The 17,021-nt window shown below is 51.2% G+C and carries 17 protein-coding genes; 2 read left to right on the top strand and 15 right to left on the bottom strand.

The window, feature by feature from the left end; all coding sequences use genetic code 11:
* Positions 1 to 13: 13 nt before the first annotated feature.
* The 12 genes from BLQ79_RS01010 to BLQ79_RS01065 all read right to left on the bottom strand — a co-directional run bounded on the left by BLQ79_RS01010 (position 14) and on the right by BLQ79_RS01065 (position 8,491).
* Entirely contained in the window at positions 14 to 739 is a 726-nt protein-coding gene (locus BLQ79_RS01010) for a hypothetical protein (protein ID WP_091362891.1), read from the bottom strand.
* A complete protein-coding gene (locus BLQ79_RS01015; RefSeq protein ID WP_091362893.1) occupies positions 723 to 2,255 on the bottom strand; it encodes a DUF2157 domain-containing protein in 1,533 nt (510 codons plus the stop codon). The genes BLQ79_RS01010 and BLQ79_RS01015 overlap by 17 nt, the downstream gene beginning before the upstream one ends.
* A 57-nt stretch (positions 2,256 to 2,312) precedes the next feature.
* A complete protein-coding gene (locus tag BLQ79_RS01020; protein WP_091362894.1) occupies positions 2,313 to 2,762 on the bottom strand; it encodes a universal stress protein in 450 nt (149 codons plus the stop codon).
* 183 nt (positions 2,763 to 2,945) lie between these two features.
* Positions 2,946 to 4,019: an MBL fold metallo-hydrolase gene (locus tag BLQ79_RS01025; RefSeq protein WP_091362896.1), complete on the bottom strand. Its 1,074-nt coding sequence runs from the start codon at positions 4,017 to 4,019 to the stop codon at positions 2,946 to 2,948.
* 91 nt (positions 4,020 to 4,110) lie between these two features.
* Positions 4,111 to 4,542 (bottom strand): hypothetical protein, encoded by a 432-nt coding sequence (locus tag BLQ79_RS01030; protein WP_091362898.1) that lies wholly within the window; start codon positions 4,540 to 4,542, stop codon positions 4,111 to 4,113.
* 9 nt (positions 4,543 to 4,551) lie between these two features.
* Positions 4,552 to 4,974, bottom strand: a complete 423-nt coding sequence (locus tag BLQ79_RS01035; protein WP_091362900.1) for an EamA family transporter — start codon at positions 4,972 to 4,974, stop codon at positions 4,552 to 4,554.
* Between the two features lie 283 nt (positions 4,975 to 5,257).
* Positions 5,258 to 5,788 carry a universal stress protein gene (locus BLQ79_RS01040; protein ID WP_091362902.1) on the bottom strand — a complete coding sequence of 177 codons (531 nt, stop codon included), beginning with the start codon at positions 5,786 to 5,788 and terminating at the stop codon, positions 5,258 to 5,260.
* Positions 5,789 to 5,808: 20 nt separating this feature from the next.
* Positions 5,809 to 6,252, bottom strand: coding sequence for a universal stress protein (locus BLQ79_RS01045; RefSeq protein WP_159427811.1), 444 nt, complete (start codon positions 6,250 to 6,252; stop codon positions 5,809 to 5,811).
* Between the two features lie 21 nt (positions 6,253 to 6,273).
* Positions 6,274 to 6,735 carry a universal stress protein gene (locus BLQ79_RS01050; RefSeq protein ID WP_091362906.1) on the bottom strand — a complete coding sequence of 154 codons (462 nt, stop codon included), beginning with the start codon at positions 6,733 to 6,735 and terminating at the stop codon, positions 6,274 to 6,276.
* 60 nt (positions 6,736 to 6,795) lie between these two features.
* Positions 6,796 to 7,422 carry a hypothetical protein gene (locus tag BLQ79_RS01055; RefSeq protein WP_091362908.1) on the bottom strand — a complete coding sequence of 209 codons (627 nt, stop codon included), beginning with the start codon at positions 7,420 to 7,422 and terminating at the stop codon, positions 6,796 to 6,798.
* Positions 7,419 to 8,120 carry a tRNA threonylcarbamoyladenosine dehydratase gene (locus BLQ79_RS01060; RefSeq protein WP_091362910.1) on the bottom strand — a complete coding sequence of 234 codons (702 nt, stop codon included), beginning with the start codon at positions 8,118 to 8,120 and terminating at the stop codon, positions 7,419 to 7,421. The genes BLQ79_RS01055 and BLQ79_RS01060 overlap by 4 nt, the downstream gene beginning before the upstream one ends.
* Positions 8,120 to 8,491: a VOC family protein gene (locus BLQ79_RS01065; protein WP_091362912.1), complete on the bottom strand. Its 372-nt coding sequence runs from the start codon at positions 8,489 to 8,491 to the stop codon at positions 8,120 to 8,122. The genes BLQ79_RS01060 and BLQ79_RS01065 overlap by 1 nt, the downstream gene beginning before the upstream one ends.
* Positions 8,492 to 8,734: 243 nt before the next feature.
* On the opposite strand from BLQ79_RS01065, the gene tyrS reads away from it, so the two are divergent.
* Entirely contained in the window at positions 8,735 to 9,997 is a 1,263-nt protein-coding gene (gene tyrS, locus BLQ79_RS01070; RefSeq protein WP_091362914.1) for a tyrosine--tRNA ligase, read from the top strand.
* A 221-nt stretch (positions 9,998 to 10,218) separates the two neighbouring features.
* Here the strand turns inward: tyrS and BLQ79_RS01075 are convergent, their stop codons facing one another.
* The 3 genes from BLQ79_RS01075 to BLQ79_RS01085 are packed head-to-tail and all read right to left on the bottom strand — an operon-like array spanning position 10,219 to position 14,847.
* The gene (locus tag BLQ79_RS01075) at positions 10,219 to 12,861 is read right to left on the bottom strand and encodes an AAA family ATPase (protein WP_091362916.1); all 2,643 of its coding nucleotides are present in this window, start codon (positions 12,859 to 12,861) and stop codon (positions 10,219 to 10,221) included.
* Entirely contained in the window at positions 12,858 to 13,994 is a 1,137-nt protein-coding gene (locus BLQ79_RS01080) for an exonuclease SbcCD subunit D (RefSeq protein ID WP_091362919.1), read from the bottom strand. The genes BLQ79_RS01075 and BLQ79_RS01080 overlap by 4 nt, the downstream gene beginning before the upstream one ends.
* Before the next feature lie 16 nt (positions 13,995 to 14,010).
* The gene (locus BLQ79_RS01085) at positions 14,011 to 14,847 is read right to left on the bottom strand and encodes a deoxyribonuclease IV (protein ID WP_091362921.1); all 837 of its coding nucleotides are present in this window, start codon (positions 14,845 to 14,847) and stop codon (positions 14,011 to 14,013) included.
* 160 nt (positions 14,848 to 15,007) lie between these two features.
* On the opposite strand from BLQ79_RS01085, the gene BLQ79_RS01090 reads away from it, so the two are divergent.
* Positions 15,008 to 16,681, top strand: a complete 1,674-nt coding sequence (locus tag BLQ79_RS01090; RefSeq protein WP_091362923.1) for an autotransporter outer membrane beta-barrel domain-containing protein — start codon at positions 15,008 to 15,010, stop codon at positions 16,679 to 16,681.
* The last annotated feature ends 340 nt before the right edge of the window (positions 16,682 to 17,021 follow it).

Here is a 17,021-nt window from a genome sequence, read left to right on the forward strand (position 1 = left end):
GGAAATCATGTTATCACAGCAGCTTATCCAGCCAGGATGCCCTGTCTCCGGAAATTTCCGGTTTGGATACACTGTCCATATCCATACCTTCAGTAGTCACCACATCCTTGTCAGTCTGTCCGTTGGAATAGGTAATGTGCGTATTAGTTCCCACCGTGGTATAGGCCAGCTCCACCGGTGCCCCATTGCACAGAAGACGTTCAATCACCGCATGCCCGTCATAAATACGAATGATGGCAGTAATCCGGTTTTTAAGCTGTGTTCTGGTCTTATCCTCCTTATCTGTCCCCTCTTTTACCTGCACCCGTTCCGTAAGTTCCAGTACAGACAGTTTTTTCATCTGTCCGGAAGTCATATATACACGACTGGCAGGGAAATCGAAGGATACGCGGCCATACAGGTAATCTTTAGCCATAACGGTCAGATATTCTCCGGATGGTTTTACATCACTGGCCCGTCGGATAAACAACATGCCATCCACATTTTTCCCCGGAATCAGATAAATTTCCTTTCCTTTTTCCGGTGCATTCTTCCCTACCCATACCGCGCTGGTGACGGGAATGTACACACTGAGATAGTTTCTCTCCGCAAAATCCGGCTTAAAGTCCACCGATGCCGGCGATTCATACACCGTACCGCTGGAAAGGACGGTCATATACCGGTTTCTGCACCAGAACAGGAGCACACATTCCAGCGCCAGCAGTATCAGAAGAAGGATGATCTTATTTCGTCTGGTCATGGTCATTTTCTCCTTTATCTGTACCCGGGCGATGGAACACCGGAACTGGCGGTGCCTCCCACGTTTCCTGTATATCCGGAGCCGGAACTTCCTGGCTCTTCTTCTGTACAGCCATCGGCTGTTCGCTCCGGCGGCTGCTATGTGTCACCGGTTTACGCTTTCCTTTTCTCCGGTTCTTCCTCCGCGGCCAGTAGACGGCCAGGCATACCAGCGCCATAACCAGTCCGGCAGCAAGGAAATAGATGCCCCGCTGCGCCAGTGTCAGTGTGGAATCCACCATACGGAGGGCACTCATGACAAAAAGCAGGATAAATCCAAGCATCCCCTGCCAGCTCCGTCCGGTCTGAATCCCACGCAGTATGACACCCAGTGAAAGAACCACTGCAGTAAGAGTGATAACCAGGCCGGAGGCCGCCCCGGATGTATCCCACAGGGAAAGGAGCGCCGCACTCAGCATGGATACCGGCACCATACCGGAAGCCGCTGCCAGCCATTCTCTCTTCTGCAGCGCCTTCATAAGGACATACAGATTCAGAAGGAGAAGAAGCCCGAAGGCGCCCCAGAGGAGCCATCCGCTTTCCTGACTCAGCGGAGCTATCCAGAGCTGTCCAAACGAACTGATTCCCAGCACGCCGAACATGGCGGTGGAACCAAGGAAACGCACCGCCATCCCTGCCGCTGTGTAAGAACGCATCATGGATCCGATAATCCAGGTGAAGGCGGCCGCTTCGGAAAAGAACATCATTTCCCAGAGCATATTGGTCGTCCGGGAAATAAGGAACAACACTCCGGCGGTCCAGCACCAGGAAAGGACGATGAGACTGTATTGTCTGTCATTCTTCAGAAGAGTAAGAAGGAAAGGAACGAGGGCCGCCATGAGTCCCCAGGAGGCGGTGACTATCCAGTCATGACCGCCTGTCACAGCCGCCGCAGTGGCAGCCAGCACACAGGCCACACTGAGGGACAGGGAATCCATAAGAAACGTGAGAATCAGAAGAATCACACCGGCTCCCAGAAGCAGCAGCGGCAATGTGCCGGGGATAAAGAAAGTATCCTCCAGGAGATAGCATGCCAGGAGCAGGGCCCCTCCGTGGAATGCACAGAGAATTTCCCGGGCATAGTCCGGAACGCGGTAACGCGTCACCGTTTCCTCCTCCCGGTCACTTTCATCCATATAGGCAGTTTCCATACGCCGTCTTACTACATTTTTCCAGTGCCCTGTCACCGGAACCTTTCGGTCCAGTGCCACCAGGGCCAGCATAAGCAGTGCCGACAGAAGAAGCGGAATCATAGCGGTGACAAAACGCTGTCCCTGAGTGAGTCCATTCCAGAATGAGGCTCCAAGGGAAAGCAGGCCTCCCCCTATGGACAACGAAGCCATAATGAAAAATATACCCTGATAGGAATGAGATTCTTCCCCATACTGTGCCAGAATGGCATTCCCTTCAGAAGGTGTAATCAGGTCATTCTGCACCCACTTTCTGATTTCGGCTTTGAGCCATCGCTTACTGCTCATACATTTTCCCTCCAACGTAAAAGAAGAACCGCATATAGCGGCTCTTCTTCTGCATGTTTACTTAATAACCAGAACCGGGCATTTAGCACGGCTGACCAGATAGCTGGAAACAGAGCCCATGAAAATTCCCTTGATTGGCCCAAGTCCCCGGCTGCCCATAACAATCAGATCGATGTGATGGTCATCAGCAAATTCAAGAAGAGCCGGTCCTGGAGAACCAATTTCAAAAACTTCTTCGTGCTTTATACCTTCCGGAACCATTTTCTTAGCTTCTTCCAAATCTGCTTTGCACTGGTTTTCCAGATCCTGAGCCAGTTTGGTTGTGAGGCAGCCTTCAGCAATAGATACCTGATCGAAATTGCTCATAGCAGCTACCATATTACAAATCGAGGCAATATATACTTTAGTGCCATCACCGGCCTGTGCCAGTGCGCAAGCCTGCGCCAGTGCGCTTTTTGCATGTTCGGATCCGTCATAGGGGACCATAATATTTTTGTACTTTAGCATATTACCCACCTTCCAATTCTCAAATATTCCATCGGATAAAACACAGTTATTTCACATATCTGTTATTTTTATTCGACTTTACTGTATTGATTATATCACAAAATAAAGGCAGTCTATGCGATAAAGCATAAACTGCACCTATTTATTTATTTCTATGTATCATCCATTTTGTCATTTTACAAATCAGAATTCTACCATTTCCTCATGCCAGGGCATATGTTCATTATGGAATGGAATCACCTTTCCAAAAGTGTTTTTCCTGACAATCTCCTCCATCTCTGAGAGCGAGGTATGGTTAGGCCATACGGCCAGATGGATGCGCCCGCTTTCCACATACTCCCGGGCCTGACCATATCCATGCAGAGGTCCGGTAAGCAGCACCGGCATGTCCGGATTCCGATCCACAAGCTGCCGGTTTTCCGCCTTGCCCAGCTGGGAATCGGTGAGGAAATAGATGCCGTTTCCTTCCAGTGTCTTCCCATCCCAGCAGCGGAACCTGTCCAGAGGAATGTTAAATATTTCCTCATTTACGAAATAGTGCCGTCTCGCCAGGGACTGCCACTGATTCCACAGGTTTTCCGACATGAATATCGGGCGGTCAAATCCCGGAGTCAGCGCCAGCGCGGAAGCGATTGACAGTCCCCGGCCATGCAGGGATACCGGAAGAAGGACAGACTTTCCACCTTCCATAAGGGAAAACAGGGTATCCATCACCTGCCGGCGCATAGGCTGCGCATACAGTCCCCTGTCCAGATGAGCTTCCATAATGGCCAGATCCGCGGTTATGTCCCGTATGGGCTGGCAGCGGTAGAACACATCGCCTTCCCGGTAATCCCCGGAATAAAAGACACGCTTGCTGCCCACCTGAATCAGATACCATACCGAGCCGGCACAGTGCCCCGTAAGTCCCCACTTAATCCGCACATCCGGCAGCAGTTCCAGTTCCGGTGCCGTGGAATCAAGAATCATAGTGTTCTTCGGCTTGTATGACAGCTGCTGATACGTCCGGTTGGACATGAGCACCGGCCCGGTATACCCCATGTCTTCCACATATTCAATGGCTCCGGAGTGATCTTTATGGGAATGGGAAAGGAACAGGAATTCCGCTTTCTCCAGCTGTTCCGCCGTAAAGTCAGGGATGCGGTTGAGTCCGTCCGTGGATACGCCGCAGTCCAGAATAAACGCATGCCCGTTTCCTGCTATATAAAATGCGTTACGGCCGCAATCCCCGCAGCCGCCTGCTATAACCAGTTTCAAAAGAAGCCTCCATTGTGAATCAGATCGCAGATATTATACCATTTCCGCTTCGTTTTACACTAATTCATAACATATCGCCTATACTGCGTACTTACAAGGCTACCATGATCACGCCGGCAAAGCAGAGCAATATGCCCACCCAGTTGATTCCTGCCAGCCGGTCATGAAACAGGGCCACCCCCACCACCGCAAGCAGGGTGGATGTCAGAATGTCCGCAACCAGCGCCCCCTGACTGACCTGCCAGCCGTTGTGGTACATGAGGATGAATCCTGCCTCCAGTCCGGGAACGAACAGCCCGAACAGCAGATAATGAAGCGGTGTTTCCTTCCATTCTTTCAGCAGCGGTCCCTTCCGGGTAAGCACGCCGGCCAAAAAGCAGAGTACACTGGCCAGCAGATAGGCACCGGCGATTCCCAGGAACTGATTGCCTCCCACAGGAATGCTCCGGCTTACCAGATGATATCCCAGGTTGGCAGCTAACACAATGGCCAGAGAGCCGTAATAAAGACCTGTCTTATGCATATGCCGCGCCTACCTTTCCAGCAGAATCACACCAGCAAAGCAGCACAGCACGCCGGCCAGATTGATAAGGGACAGATGTTCCCCGAAAACAAGCATACCGATGAGGACGAGAAGGCTCGTTACCAACACATCCGCGGTAAGCGCTGCCTTGCTGACCTGCCATCCGCTGTGATACATGGCGATAAATCCCACTTCTACGCCCGGGACCATGATACCGATAAGGAAATAGTGCCAGGAAATCGCCTGCCATTCCTGAGCCAGACTCCCCTGTTTTGTGAAAAGGAAGCAAATTATGCAGATGATAAAGCCTACCACATACGCCATGCCCACTCCGATAAACCGGTTTCCACCATCCGGAACACCACGGCTTACCATGTGGTATCCCAGTCCGGCCGCCAACACCAGCGCCAGCGCGAAATAATGCATAAACATGGTTTTCTCTCCTTCCCTGCGGCACAGCCCCTGCTTTCGCCGTAAGCCAACGAATCATCCTATCTCCATTCCGTACTTTTCTTCTGGAAATCACTGAAAAGGCACCCCTTTCAGAACATGCGCTGTATTTCACGGCACAGGCGCAGCCTGCATGCTCTCAGGGATGCCACGATGGTAATCCGTCAATACTCAATATGAAATCAGTGTATCACGGTTTAAAAAATACTGTCAATGCAGGCAAAACGGCCCGGCCATCCTGCCTGGATGACCGGACCGCTGATGGTCACTGATTCTTTTTTCCGTTTCTCTCCGCGAGACGGCTGGGATAGAACTGTTCTTCCCATTCTTCCTTCTCTTTTTTCTTCTTCATCGCTTCCGGATTTTTAACGATCATGACCGGGCAAAACGCGTTTTCCAGTACATACTGGCTTACACTGCCTGTCATAAACCGCTTCATTCCGCCGCTTCCCCGGTTACCCATAACCACGAGCTGCACATCCAGCTTATGGGCCAGCGCGGTAATGGTAAGGGAAGGCGCTCCGGCCGCCGCAACGCACCGGATCCGGCTGCCTGCCCCGGCTTTCTTTCGGAACGGAGCCAATACCGGGCGTGCCTCTTCTTCCACTTCGTCCTGGGTACAGGCTTCTTTTTCTCCGGTCAGTTTTTCAAAGGTGGACATCTTTTTCCGGATATCCATCACATAGGCTACAATCACTTCTGCATCGGCCAGTCTGGCGATTTCCATTGCTTTCTCAAAGGCCGCCGACGCTTCCACGGAGCCATCAACGGGAACCAAAATCCGCTGTATAGCCATATCACACCCCCTGGATAAAATCAGGCCTGTGCGTCCGCTTTAACGGTAAGCACCGGACAGGACGCCCTATGAAGTACATATGTGGACACCGATCCCAGCGCCCAGCGGGCAACCCGGCCCATGCCGCGGCTTCCCATAACTACCAGATTAATGTCATGTTTGTCCACCAGACGTACAATATCCGGTCCCGGATCCCCATAGACGGTCACCGTATGTACGGATATGCCTTCAGGTGCCTTCTCACAAAGCGTCTGCAGAATTTTCTTTCCCTGCTCATGATCAAAATATTCCGGCTTTTCCGGTCCGCCAGGAAGGCCCAGACTTCCCAGCTTGGTGGTATCCACAATATAAAGCAAAGTAATTTCTGCGTCATAATACCTGGCCAGGTCACATGCCCAGGCAAAGGCCGCTTCCGATTCAGCAGAACCATCTGCCGGTACAAGAATACGTTCAACGTGCATCATAATCATCCCTCTTTTACCAGTTTATGAAATAACCCCTGTCCTTACCTGCTTCTCCCGGGTAACCAGCACCGGGCACTCTGCATGATGAAGCACATAGGTAGATACTGAGCCAAAGGCCAGACGGCGAACCGCCCCCAGACCACGGTTTCCCATAACGATAAGGTCCACATCCATAGTGGAGGCCAGTCTGACAATACCCTCTGCCGGAGGTCCTACGGCAATAATCTTTTCCACAGTAATTCCAGGAGGGGCATGTTTCGAAAACTCCTCTACCACCCGTACCCCTTCTTTACGGGCTTCCTTTTCTCCGCTCTCTATCCCAATCGGCACCCGGCCGGCTCCTGCCACCTGTTTCCGCGCATCCACCATATACACCATGTGCACCTGCGCCTGGAAACGGGAGGCCAGTTCACAGGCCCACATAAACGCTTCAAACGATGCAGTCGAACCATCTACCGGTACCAGAATTTTCTGAATATTCATTATGTTTCCTCCCTTTCAGATTACCGGAAACAGCCTTTCTGTAATGAAGGATGACTCCGGTCAGTCCATTTCCCACTCTGTCCCCATTACACGGACAAAGCCGCCACCGAATTTTGTGGTCGCCAGCCAGTTCTCCAGGTTAAAGCGCAGCGGTTTGCCTTCATCCCACAACGTAACCATGTGCCCCTGCCCGATATCTTCCAGTTTGACCAGCACCATCCAGTGCCAGTGATACGGAATAGGTTCCGTTCCGCTATGAAGATTCAGGAAACCAACCGGGCAGTCTGCCCGCAGTCCTTCTTCAATAAATCTGGCCACTTTAGAAGCCCGGGGTGCCACCAGGTGAAGTGCCGGTATGGACATGGACTCCGCCTTGCCCCGCAAACCATGATCTGCCATATACTGGTTAAGTCCGTCGCGCAGCCAGTGCGTCTTATACAGACCATGCATGTGCGGCGTCGCATACTTCCACACCTCCAGCATCTTCCTTACCGCTTCATCCCTGGTGACCGCCGGAACCTTCCATTCCTTCATTTCCACATAAGTCATCATATCCGACCCCACGGTAGGACCACAGCCGGCCATCCGCTGCCGTCCCTGAGGGTACCATTCCTGATCAAATCCATAGAACGGCTGTCCGTCAATCTGCAGTGTCAGCCATTCCGGATGCCGGATTACCGCTGTCATTGTATCCCCTTCTTCTTTAAAATTTCACGGATAACATATCCTGCCATCAGCATACCGGATACCGGCGGAACAAAGGAAATCGATCCGGGCTGATACCCTTCCCCGATAATCTTATGTGCCGGTTCTCTGGAATACACCACAGGAAGACGTCTGACCCGTGCTTCCTTCAGAGCCTTTCTCATTTTTCTTGCCAGGTGGCATACGCTGGTCTTATATATATCCGAAATTTCCAGCAGTTCCGGATGCAGCCGGTTGCCGGTTCCCATAGAGGAAATTTCCGGAACCTTATGCTTCCAGCAGCAGATAGCCATGGCCACCTTAGCCGGTACATCATCAATAGCATCGATTACAAAATCTGCATGAAGAGATGGGATGAACTCTTCGTCTGTCGGATCATACAGTTTTACAATACTCTTTACATCACAGGACGGATTTACCCTTCTGGCACGCTCTGCCATAACCTCCGCCTTGTTTCTTCCCAGTGTGGTCAGGTCGGCTACCAGCTGACGGTTCATATTGGTTTCATCCACTACATCCTTGTCAATGAAAATCAAATGCCCCACTCCGGCGCGAGCCAGTGCTTCGCAGGCATACGATCCTACTCCACCGGTGCCAAATACTGCCACAGTGGCATCCTTAAGAGCCCTTACCCCTTCTTCCCCGATAATGCGGGCTGTTCTCTGATACAGTAAATCCATTATTTTCCTCCCGGGATGATTTCCACCCAGTAATTATCCGGATCATGGATGAAATAAATGCCCATGGCCTTGTTTTCAAAACAGATGCATCCCATTTTTTCATGCTTTTCATGGGCTGCTTCCATATCATCTACTGCCATAGCCAGATGGAATTCATTTTCTCCCAGATTATATGGTTCTTTTCTGTCTCGAAGCCAGGTCAGTTCCAGCTGATGTGGTGTCACTCCATCCCCCAGATACGCCAGGATGAATGAACCGTCCGGAGCTTCATATTTTCTTACCACTTTAAGTCCCAGTGCCTCTTCATAAAAAGCGATGGATTTCTGTAAATCCAGCACATTGAAGTTATTATGGTTAAACGTGAATTTCATGGAATCCCTCTTTTCTGTTACTGTTATATAAACTTAAATATATAGAATTTTATTTTTCTGACTGTAGTATATCACAAAAAGGGTCCCCGGAAATGGCTTTACATTTCTATATTTCATCGGATATGTTACACTAGTAAGAACAATAAAATCGGATGGTGCGCCTCCGGACGGTCAAAATACCGGCTGTCTGTGACGGCGCCTTCAGCCGATGGAAAAAAGGAAAACAGAAAGGTGTGTAATTTTATGAACATTATTGATGAACTCAAATGGCGTGGTGCGGTAAACCAGCAGACAGATGAACAGGGCCTGTATGACCTGGTGGGAAAGCAGTCCATCTCTGTCTATTGCGGCGTTGACCCAACCGGCGACAGCATGCATGTAGGCCATTTGATTCCTTTCATGATTCTCAAACGTTTCCAGCTGGCAGGACATCATCCATATATGCTCATCGGCGGCGGCACAGGTTCCATCGGTGATCCGAGCGGACGCAAGACTGAACGTGTCCTTCAGACCATGGACAAGGTACAGCATAACGTAGAATGCCTGACCGCTCAGCTGACCCGTCTGTTCGGCGGCGAAGAAAATATTACCTTCGTAAACAACTATGACTGGCTGTCCAAGCTGTCCCTGCTGGACTTCCTGCGCGATTACGGCAAAGTGTTCAACATCAACAAGATGCTGGCCAAGGAAGTCGTAGCCAGCCGTCTGGAAACCGGTATTTCCTTCACTGAATTCACTTACCAGATTCTCCAGTCCATTGACTTCAAGCATCTCCATGACACCTACGGCGTACAGCTCCAGATCGGCGGCGCCGATCAGTGGGGCAACATCACCGCAGGTATCGATATGATTCACAGCATGGAAGGGGCTGACGTTCCGGTATACGGCCTCACCATTCCGCTCATGCTCAAGGCTGACGGCACCAAGTTCGGCAAGTCCGCTGGCGGCGCTGTATGGCTGGATCCGAAGAAGACCTCTCCCTATGAATTCTATCAGTTCTGGTTCAACCAGGACGACCAGGATGTAGTGAAGTATCTCAAGTACTTCACCTTCCTCTCTCACGAAGAAATCGACGCACTGGCGGAAGAAGTAGCTCAGCATCCGGAAAAGAGAGAGGCACAGAGACGCCTGGCGGAAGAAGTTACCCGTTTCGTACACGGGGAAGAAGGCCTTGCGGAAGCACAGCGCGTAACCCAGGCTCTCTTCAGCGGTAACGTACAGGAACTCAGCGGCGCAGAAATTGAAGGCGCATTCCGCAACACCAAGGGGGAAACCCTGGCAGTGGTTCCGATGAACATTGTCGAAGCCCTGGTAGAAGGCGGCGTGGAAAAGTCCAAGCGCCAGGCCAGAGAAGATGTCCAGAATGGTGCTATCCGCATCAACGGTGAAAAGATTACCGATATTGAAGCTCAGGTTTCCGCTCATCCAAATACCGATGGCAAGTATGTCATTGTAAGAAAAGGCAAGAGAAACTACTTCCTGTTAAAGGTAGCTCAGGCACAGTAACAGTAAATAGCGAAAAAGAGGAGAATCTCCTGAATAAAGGAGGTCCTCCTCTTTTTTATTGTTCAGATCCACCTCAGGGAAATTAAACAGATATTAAACGGGCCTTAAATAAAAAGTATCTCTGAGATAACCACTTATAAATGACCATTCCAGGCCCGCCGATAGAAAAATGGACAGCGAAAGATAATTTTTCACTGTCCATTTTATTGCCTGCGTACAGGCTATTCCACCTCAAATACAGCCACGCTTCCCTTTTTCGTGCGATCTACACGAAGGCGGGTGGTAATTCGTTCTTCCAGTTCTGACACGTGGGAAATAATACCTATAAGCCGGTTCTGTCCCTGCAGTCCGGCCAGTGTCTTCAGTGCCAGATCCAGGGTTTCCTGATCCAGGCTGCCAAATCCTTCATCGATGAACATGGAATCCAGACGGACACCGCCTGCATATTCCTGTACCACATCAGCCAGTCCCAATGCCAGGGAGAGGGAAGCCAGGAATGTTTCGCCGCCGGAAAGTGTAGAGGCCGGCCGAGCTTTTCCGGTGTAGCTGTCCATAACTTCCAGATCCAGGCCTGCCTTCTTTCTGGCATCGGCCCGTTCCCCTAAGGCGCGCTGCAGCTGATAACGTCCGCCGCTCATAACAGACAGGCGGATGTTGGCTTTTCTTGTCACATCATCCAGAAGGGCCCCCAATACAAAGCGCTCCAGATTAATTCCTGTTTCCTGTCCCCTTATGACATCATAGAGGCCTCCCACCACGCGATATGTCCTGTCCAGCTCCGCGCCGGAAGCGGTGAGCGCATCAATCTGTGCTGCCGCTTCTTTCTGCGCCTTTTCCTGTTCTTCCAGTGTCCCCTTCTGGCTGGCCAGGGCCTTGATTTCTTCTGTAATCTTCCGGTTCCGGCTGTTCCACTGTTCCATATCCGGCTTGCTGCGGCCCCCTATAAACGTCTTTTCTTTATTTTCCGTTTCCGCCTGCATTTTCCGGTCCGCACCGTAGGACTCCAGTTCCTGTGTCAGACTGTCCTTTTCCCCAATGCGGTCATGATACCGTTTCTGTTCTTCCAGACTCTGGAACCCCTGTGCCGTAACCTTCTCAGTAAAGGTCTGAAGCCCCTGCTGATAATCCCGGCTGAGGCTTTCCAGATTTTTCCTGATTTCCAGCACGGTGGTATTCTGTTTTTCCAGCTGGATTTTCTGTTCCTGTCTGGCAGCATCCGCTGTCCTGCTCCGGTTATCAAAATCGGTTATAGCTTTACTCAGTTTCCCGATTTCCAGATTCAATACCCCCGGTGTCCGGTAGGCTTTATCTACCTTGCGTCCCAGTTCTTCCAGAAGGTTCTTCGCCTTATTGGCCTTGTCACGAAGAGGCATGTACTCCTTTTCCTTAAATTCCTGAAGATGTTTCCGCCCATCACCTGCTGTCTTCTCCGCCTGTTCCGCTGCCGTCCTGGCTTTGTCCACATCCTCCCGGGTCACCTGGTTTTCCGCGGATATGGCCGGTTCCGGATGATGCAGGGAACCGCATACAGGACAGGGCATCCCATCCTGCAGCCCTTCCGCCAGGAAAGACGCCTGTCCCCGGATAAAGCTTTCTGTCAGGGCATGTTCCACCTTGCGGGCTGTGACCGCGGTCTTTTCCACTTCCTCCTGCGTATCGGTCCTCTCTTTCAGTGTCTTTTCCAGATTCGTCAGCTGACCGGATACCTTCTCATAGGACTGACTGGCGGAAATAAAAGAATCCACATCCGGCTTTAATGCCTCCAGGGCAGCCAGACGGTTAATCCGTGCCTGTTGCTGCGGGCGTTCCCGTTCCAGCTGTTCAAACTGCTTTTCCGCGTTTTCCCAGCCGTCTCTGGCTTCCTTCTGTTCTTTTTCCGCCCTGGCCAGGTCATTTTCCTTTGTCTTCCGGTTCATGTACAGAGTAACCAGGGCTTCCCGGTCCCCGTTTAGCGCAATGGCAGCATCTATCTTCTTCAGATCCGCCCGCTTTTGGACCATCTCCCCTTCCTGCTTATTCAGTTCCTGTGCACGCTTCACGGCCTGTTCAAGACGGGAGAAGGATTCCGCCAGACGGGATGCCTCATTATAGTGACGGATGAATTCCTCATTTTCCCGCTCTTTTTTCTTCTGTTCTTCCTCCAGCTGCTTTATTTTCTTTCCTGCCTCATCCATCATGAGCTGCAACTGCTCTCTGTTTTCCGCATGCCGGGAAGCCAGAAGTGTCTGTACCTGACTGTGCGCCTGTTCTGCCTGTCCTTTCAGCTGAGATACTTCTTCCCGCAGCCGGTTTTCAATCAGTCCATAGCGCATAGTCCCAAAGAGTTCCTGCATGATATCCTGACGCTCTGTGGAATCCGCAAGGAGCAGCCTTCGGAAATCCCCCTGCGGAAGAAGGATAATCTGCCGGAACTGTTCCACGCCTATACCGATTAACTCTTCAACCCGCTGCTCCACTCCTTTTGAGGCAATCTGGCGCACTACATTTCCCTTGTCATCAATTTCCGAGAAAACCGCTTTTCCTGCTTTTTCCACCGGTTTATCCGACGGTCCGCGTTTGCGCCGCGCCAGCTGGGCAGGACTCCTGTGCACCCGGTAGTACTTTCCGCCCAGCGCAAAATCGAATTCCACAAAAGTTTCCTCTTCCAGACCGGCATACGATGAGCGCATGTTTTCCCCAGTGCGCACATCCCCGCTGGTCCGCCCGTACAGGGCATAGCACATAGCATCCAGAATCGTGGATTTACCGGCTCCGGTAGGGCCGCAGATAAGAAACAGAGTGTGGTTCCCCAGACAGGTAAAATCCAGAACCTGTTTATGGGCATATGGTCCAAACGCACTCATAGTCAGTTTCACCGGTTTCATTGTCCCACCTCCACGTCTTTAATAATGCCTGCCATATATTTTCGTTCTTCTGCCGTCATTTCCCGCTGCCGGAACTCCTTCATAAAGGTTTCCACCATATCCAGGGAACTGATCTTATTATGCAGGGAAAAGTTTCTCTCCCCCGAATCATCCCGGGTAAGGCGGCTGGTCGTGAGCATCATAATATTCGGATATACCGAACGCAGCCGGGACATGGCATCGATGACCGGTCCTTCATCCGTAAGGTCCGCGCGGATAAAGTCATCCAACCCGTCTCCTTCGCCCTTCATAAGTTCATCAAATGTACCGGAAATAATGCGCACATCGTGCCGGGCCTTCAGCGGTTCAAACCGGCAGGTGACCTGCCCTTCCTTATCGATTTCCCCGACAATGACCCCTTTCTTCTGACTGGCTTCACTGAATGAGTATTTAAGAAGGCTTCCACTGTACCGGATAACTTCGCTTCCCACCTTCTGCGGTCCATGGAGATGCCCCAGGGCGGTGTAATTATACGGTGCAAAAATATCCGCGGAAATCTGTTCCGTTCCGCCGATATCCAGCGGCCGTTCTGAGTCACTGGATGTCCCTCCCGCTACATAGGCGTGCGCCAGGGCCACCTTGCGTTTTCCTTCAGGAACCCCCTGAAGCTGCCAGGCAGAAAAGGCCCGCTGGGCCTCCTCATGAGTGTGAATGGAATCATCCTGCAGCAGATGACGGATAACCCCCGGGTCCGCATAGGGAAGCGGTACAAAATATACCTCGCCCCACGGGTCGGACAGGACAACAGGCTGAGTAGTAGACATTAGTTCCCCGCACATGTACAGTCCCTGAGCCCGCAGCAGGTCCGAAGCAAACGAAAGGCGTTCCGCGCTGTCATGATTACCGCTTATCACCACCATAGGTATATGGCGCCTGCCGCAGATTTCGGAAATCACATGATTAAACAGGTCCACGGCTTCTGCCGGCGGTACGGACCGGTCATATACATCGCCGGACAACAGAATCACGTCCGGCTTTTCTTCATCCACTAAGGGGATAAACTGGTGTTCAAGAAGCCATTCCTGTTCTTCGGTAAGATAATTTCCATAAAATAATTTTCCCAGATGCCAGTCCGCTGTATGAATAAATTTCATAAGCTCTCCTTTCCTCTCAGTCATTGCGCCAGCTTTTCAGCATGGCAATTTCTTCCTTAAATCCAGCCAGCTCATTCGGTGTCTCCAGAATAAAGGGCAGATCCTTCAGTGCCTTATCATTGATAATCCGGGCAAAGACGTCATTCCCCAGGGACCCCTGTCCGATTTTTTCATGCCGGTCCCTGTGACTTCCGATTTCATTCTTATCATCGTTAAGATGAATCGCCCGGAGCCTTGATAGTCCAAGTACCCGGTCAAACTGCGCAAGCACACCGGGAAGGTCTTCTTTTATATCGTATCCTGCATCATATACATGACAGGTATCCAGGCAGACGCCCATCAGGTCTTTTCGTTCCACCCGGTGGATGATTTCCCCCAGTTCCTCGAACGTGCGCCCGATTTCCGTTCCCTTTCCTGCCATGGTTTCCAGCAGAAATGGCATCTGTATTCGGTCGCAGTCCAGCACTTCATTAATGCAGTCGGCAATCAGGGTGATTCCTTTCTCCACCCCCTGCTTCACATGCGCTCCCGGGTGAACATTGTACAACACCCCCGGCAAAGAGGAAATTTTCATTAAATCTTCTTTCATACTCTGACAGGCAAAACGACGTACCTCTTCCCTGGCAGAAGCCGCATTCATGGTATACGCCCCATGGCATACCACCGGGCCGAATCCATGGGCCTTCATAAACTCTCCGGCGGCCGTCATATCTTCCTCATTCACCGATGCCGATGCGCCGCCCCTCGGGTTCCTTGGGAAGAACTGAAACGTATTGGCCCCCAGAGAAGCCGCACTTTTCACCATATGGAGATAACCTGACGAAACTGACAGGTGACACCCAACATAAAACATATCTGTTCCCTTTCTGTATATAAAGTTCCCTCCAAAACGGGAACTGGTAAAAAGAAATTCCCTGTGGCTATTATACCTGTTTTGCCTTGATACTGTCCGGTTTATGATATAATGAAATCGCATGTATTAGTTCATCTGAACCGTTGAAAAGAGGTATCTTATGAGACATATAACCATTCGTGCTGCTCTTTGTGCACTGGCCATTACCGGATATCTGATTCCGGCGACCTTTGCTGCAGAACCAGCCGCTGTTTCCGCAACCCAGACTGCCAGTGAGGACAGCCAGCCTGTAGACATGACCAGCGCCCTTCTCCGCGGTCTGGAATCCACCCTCCCTACTGTAGAACAGAAGGTACAGCAGGGTGACTACGCACAGGCAGAATCGCGCCTCCGTGAACGTCAGGCGCAGGAAGCAGCCTACAAAGAAGCGCAGGCTAAGCAGGCCGCTCAGCAGAAGGCAGCTGAAGAAGCTGCTAAAAAGGCCGCTGCCAAAGCCGCTGCCGAGGAAGCAGCCAGAAAGGCCAAGGAACCGCCGTCTGTTTCCCAGCGTACAGCCTCCGGCCTCTATCAGGGCACCGCTGCTGTCAACTATGATCTGGACGGAAGCTACACGGAACAGGCCTATACGTCGAAGAAGAACGATGAAAACGCTCTGCGCGTAACTTACGCACGCATCGCTATCACCAATTCCACCATTTCCAAGACCGGCGGCAATTCTACCAGTCTTCAGGACACCATAGATTCCGGTCTGAACGCAGCATTCCTGGGTACTGGAAACTCCGGTACGGATATTTCCGCTACTAAGATTTCCTCTTCTGCCCCCAATGCCATCGGTGCATTCAGCTACGGTAAGAGCACATTTGTACGCCTTACCGATTCCAGCGTAACCACCAGCGGCACCGGTTCTGCCGGCGTGGAAGTAGCTGGTGGCGGCAAGCTCAGCGCCATTAATACCCAGGTATCTACTTCCGGAACCAATGCTCCGGCTATCAATACAGGAACCAACGGCGGTATCATCACAGTAGAAGGCGGCTCCTATGCCACCACTGGTGCTGATTCCCCGGTTATCCGTGCCGCCGGAAGCGTTACTTCCAGCAAGTCATCCATGACTTCCGCTAAGGCAGAAGCTGTCCGTGTCATCGGGACCAACGCCGTAATTCTCTCCCAGACCGCTGTGGATAGCACCGGCGCACCGTATGGTGTCCTCATGACCAGTACCTCCAAAGAAGCCCTTTCCGCAGGAAATGCAGAATTTACCATGTTCGGTGGCAGCCTTACCAGCCATTCCGGCGATGGTATTGTGGTGACCAACACCAAAGCAACCATCCATCTCACCAATAACGCCACAATAACTCCTAAGGACGGATCTAATCTCCTGACGGTTACTGCCAATGATGGCAAGCGTGGCTGGGGATATGCAGGCTCCAATGGAGGGGAAGCGGATGTATTCTTTGATAACACTACTCTGTCCGGAAATATTTCTGTAGATCAGTATTCCCGCATGAATCTGATTCTTCAGAATAACTCCACCTTCACAGGCACAATCAATCTTACGGATAACGCAGCCGTTACCGCTAAGGCCAGTGAAATCAGAGCCAGTGCCAACACATCCACTGATTCCGATGAAGATACCCCATCTATCCCGGATGTAATTACCCGCAACCGCGCGGAAGTGGTCGTTGGCGCCGGTTCCACCTGGAATCTTACTGCAGATGCCCACATTTCCAGCCTTATGTGCATGGGCACCATTAATTACAATGGTCATCAGATTGTACTGGCGGATGGAACGGTTATGACCGGGGCAGAAGAAACCACAGCTGAAACAGAAAACTAAATAACACAAATAAAATCCTGACGCAGTAATGCGCCAGGATTTTTATTTCTCCTATGTCTTATTCCCCCTCCTGACAATACATCCCCTGAGAGTTTAAAATCTCCTGCAGCAGATATGTTTCTCCCTGTTCCCGTCCTGCCTCCGATTTTGCACATTTCCATCGGCTGCCCATGTCCTGTAAACCTGACCTGCTCTGCCGGCAGACATATTTCCTGTACCATTGGCATATGCATTATTCCTGTATATTTTCACTGCATAAACGTCGATCTTCCGAAAAGAATATTTAATGCTTTCCGATTTTTTCGTCCCTGATAACTGACAATTATTTAGAAATTTTCGG

The sequence above is a fragment of the Dialister histaminiformans genome (assembly GCF_900103425.1).
GTDB lineage: Bacteria > Bacillota > Negativicutes > Veillonellales > Dialisteraceae > Allisonella > Allisonella histaminiformans.

What these genes read in the sequence shown, in the direction of transcription:
- BLQ79_RS01010 (WP_091362891.1), bottom strand. Translation starts at nt 739, where the DNA reads ATGACCAGACGAAATAAGATCATCCTTCTTCTGATACTGCTGGCGCTG.
- BLQ79_RS01015 (WP_091362893.1), bottom strand. Translation starts at nt 2,255, where the DNA reads ATGAGCAGTAAGCGATGGCTCAAAGCCGAAATCAGAAAGTGGGTGCAG.
- BLQ79_RS01020 (WP_091362894.1), bottom strand. Translation starts at nt 2,762, where the DNA reads ATGCTAAAGTACAAAAATATTATGGTCCCCTATGACGGATCCGAACAT.
- BLQ79_RS01030 (WP_091362898.1), bottom strand. Translation starts at nt 4,542, where the DNA reads ATGCATAAGACAGGTCTTTATTACGGCTCTCTGGCCATTGTGTTAGCT.
- BLQ79_RS01035 (WP_091362900.1), bottom strand. Translation starts at nt 4,974, where the DNA reads ATGTTTATGCATTATTTCGCGCTGGCGCTGGTGTTGGCGGCCGGACTG.
- BLQ79_RS01040 (WP_091362902.1), bottom strand. Translation starts at nt 5,788, where the DNA reads ATGGCTATACAGCGGATTTTGGTTCCCGTTGATGGCTCCGTGGAAGCG.
- BLQ79_RS01045 (WP_159427811.1), bottom strand. Translation starts at nt 6,252, where the DNA reads ATGATGCACGTTGAACGTATTCTTGTACCGGCAGATGGTTCTGCTGAA.
- BLQ79_RS01050 (WP_091362906.1), bottom strand. Translation starts at nt 6,735, where the DNA reads ATGAATATTCAGAAAATTCTGGTACCGGTAGATGGTTCGACTGCATCG.
- BLQ79_RS01055 (WP_091362908.1), bottom strand. Translation starts at nt 7,422, where the DNA reads ATGACAGCGGTAATCCGGCATCCGGAATGGCTGACACTGCAGATTGAC.
- BLQ79_RS01060 (WP_091362910.1), bottom strand. Translation starts at nt 8,120, where the DNA reads ATGGATTTACTGTATCAGAGAACAGCCCGCATTATCGGGGAAGAAGGG.
- BLQ79_RS01065 (WP_091362912.1), bottom strand. Translation starts at nt 8,491, where the DNA reads ATGAAATTCACGTTTAACCATAATAACTTCAATGTGCTGGATTTACAG.
- tyrS (WP_091362914.1), top strand. Translation starts at nt 8,735, where the DNA reads ATGAACATTATTGATGAACTCAAATGGCGTGGTGCGGTAAACCAGCAG.
- BLQ79_RS01075 (WP_091362916.1), bottom strand. Translation starts at nt 12,861, where the DNA reads ATGAAACCGGTGAAACTGACTATGAGTGCGTTTGGACCATATGCCCAT.
- BLQ79_RS01080 (WP_091362919.1), bottom strand. Translation starts at nt 13,994, where the DNA reads ATGAAATTTATTCATACAGCGGACTGGCATCTGGGAAAATTATTTTAT.
- BLQ79_RS01085 (WP_091362921.1), bottom strand. Translation starts at nt 14,847, where the DNA reads ATGTTTTATGTTGGGTGTCACCTGTCAGTTTCGTCAGGTTATCTCCAT.
- BLQ79_RS01090 (WP_091362923.1), top strand. Translation starts at nt 15,008, where the DNA reads ATGAGACATATAACCATTCGTGCTGCTCTTTGTGCACTGGCCATTACC.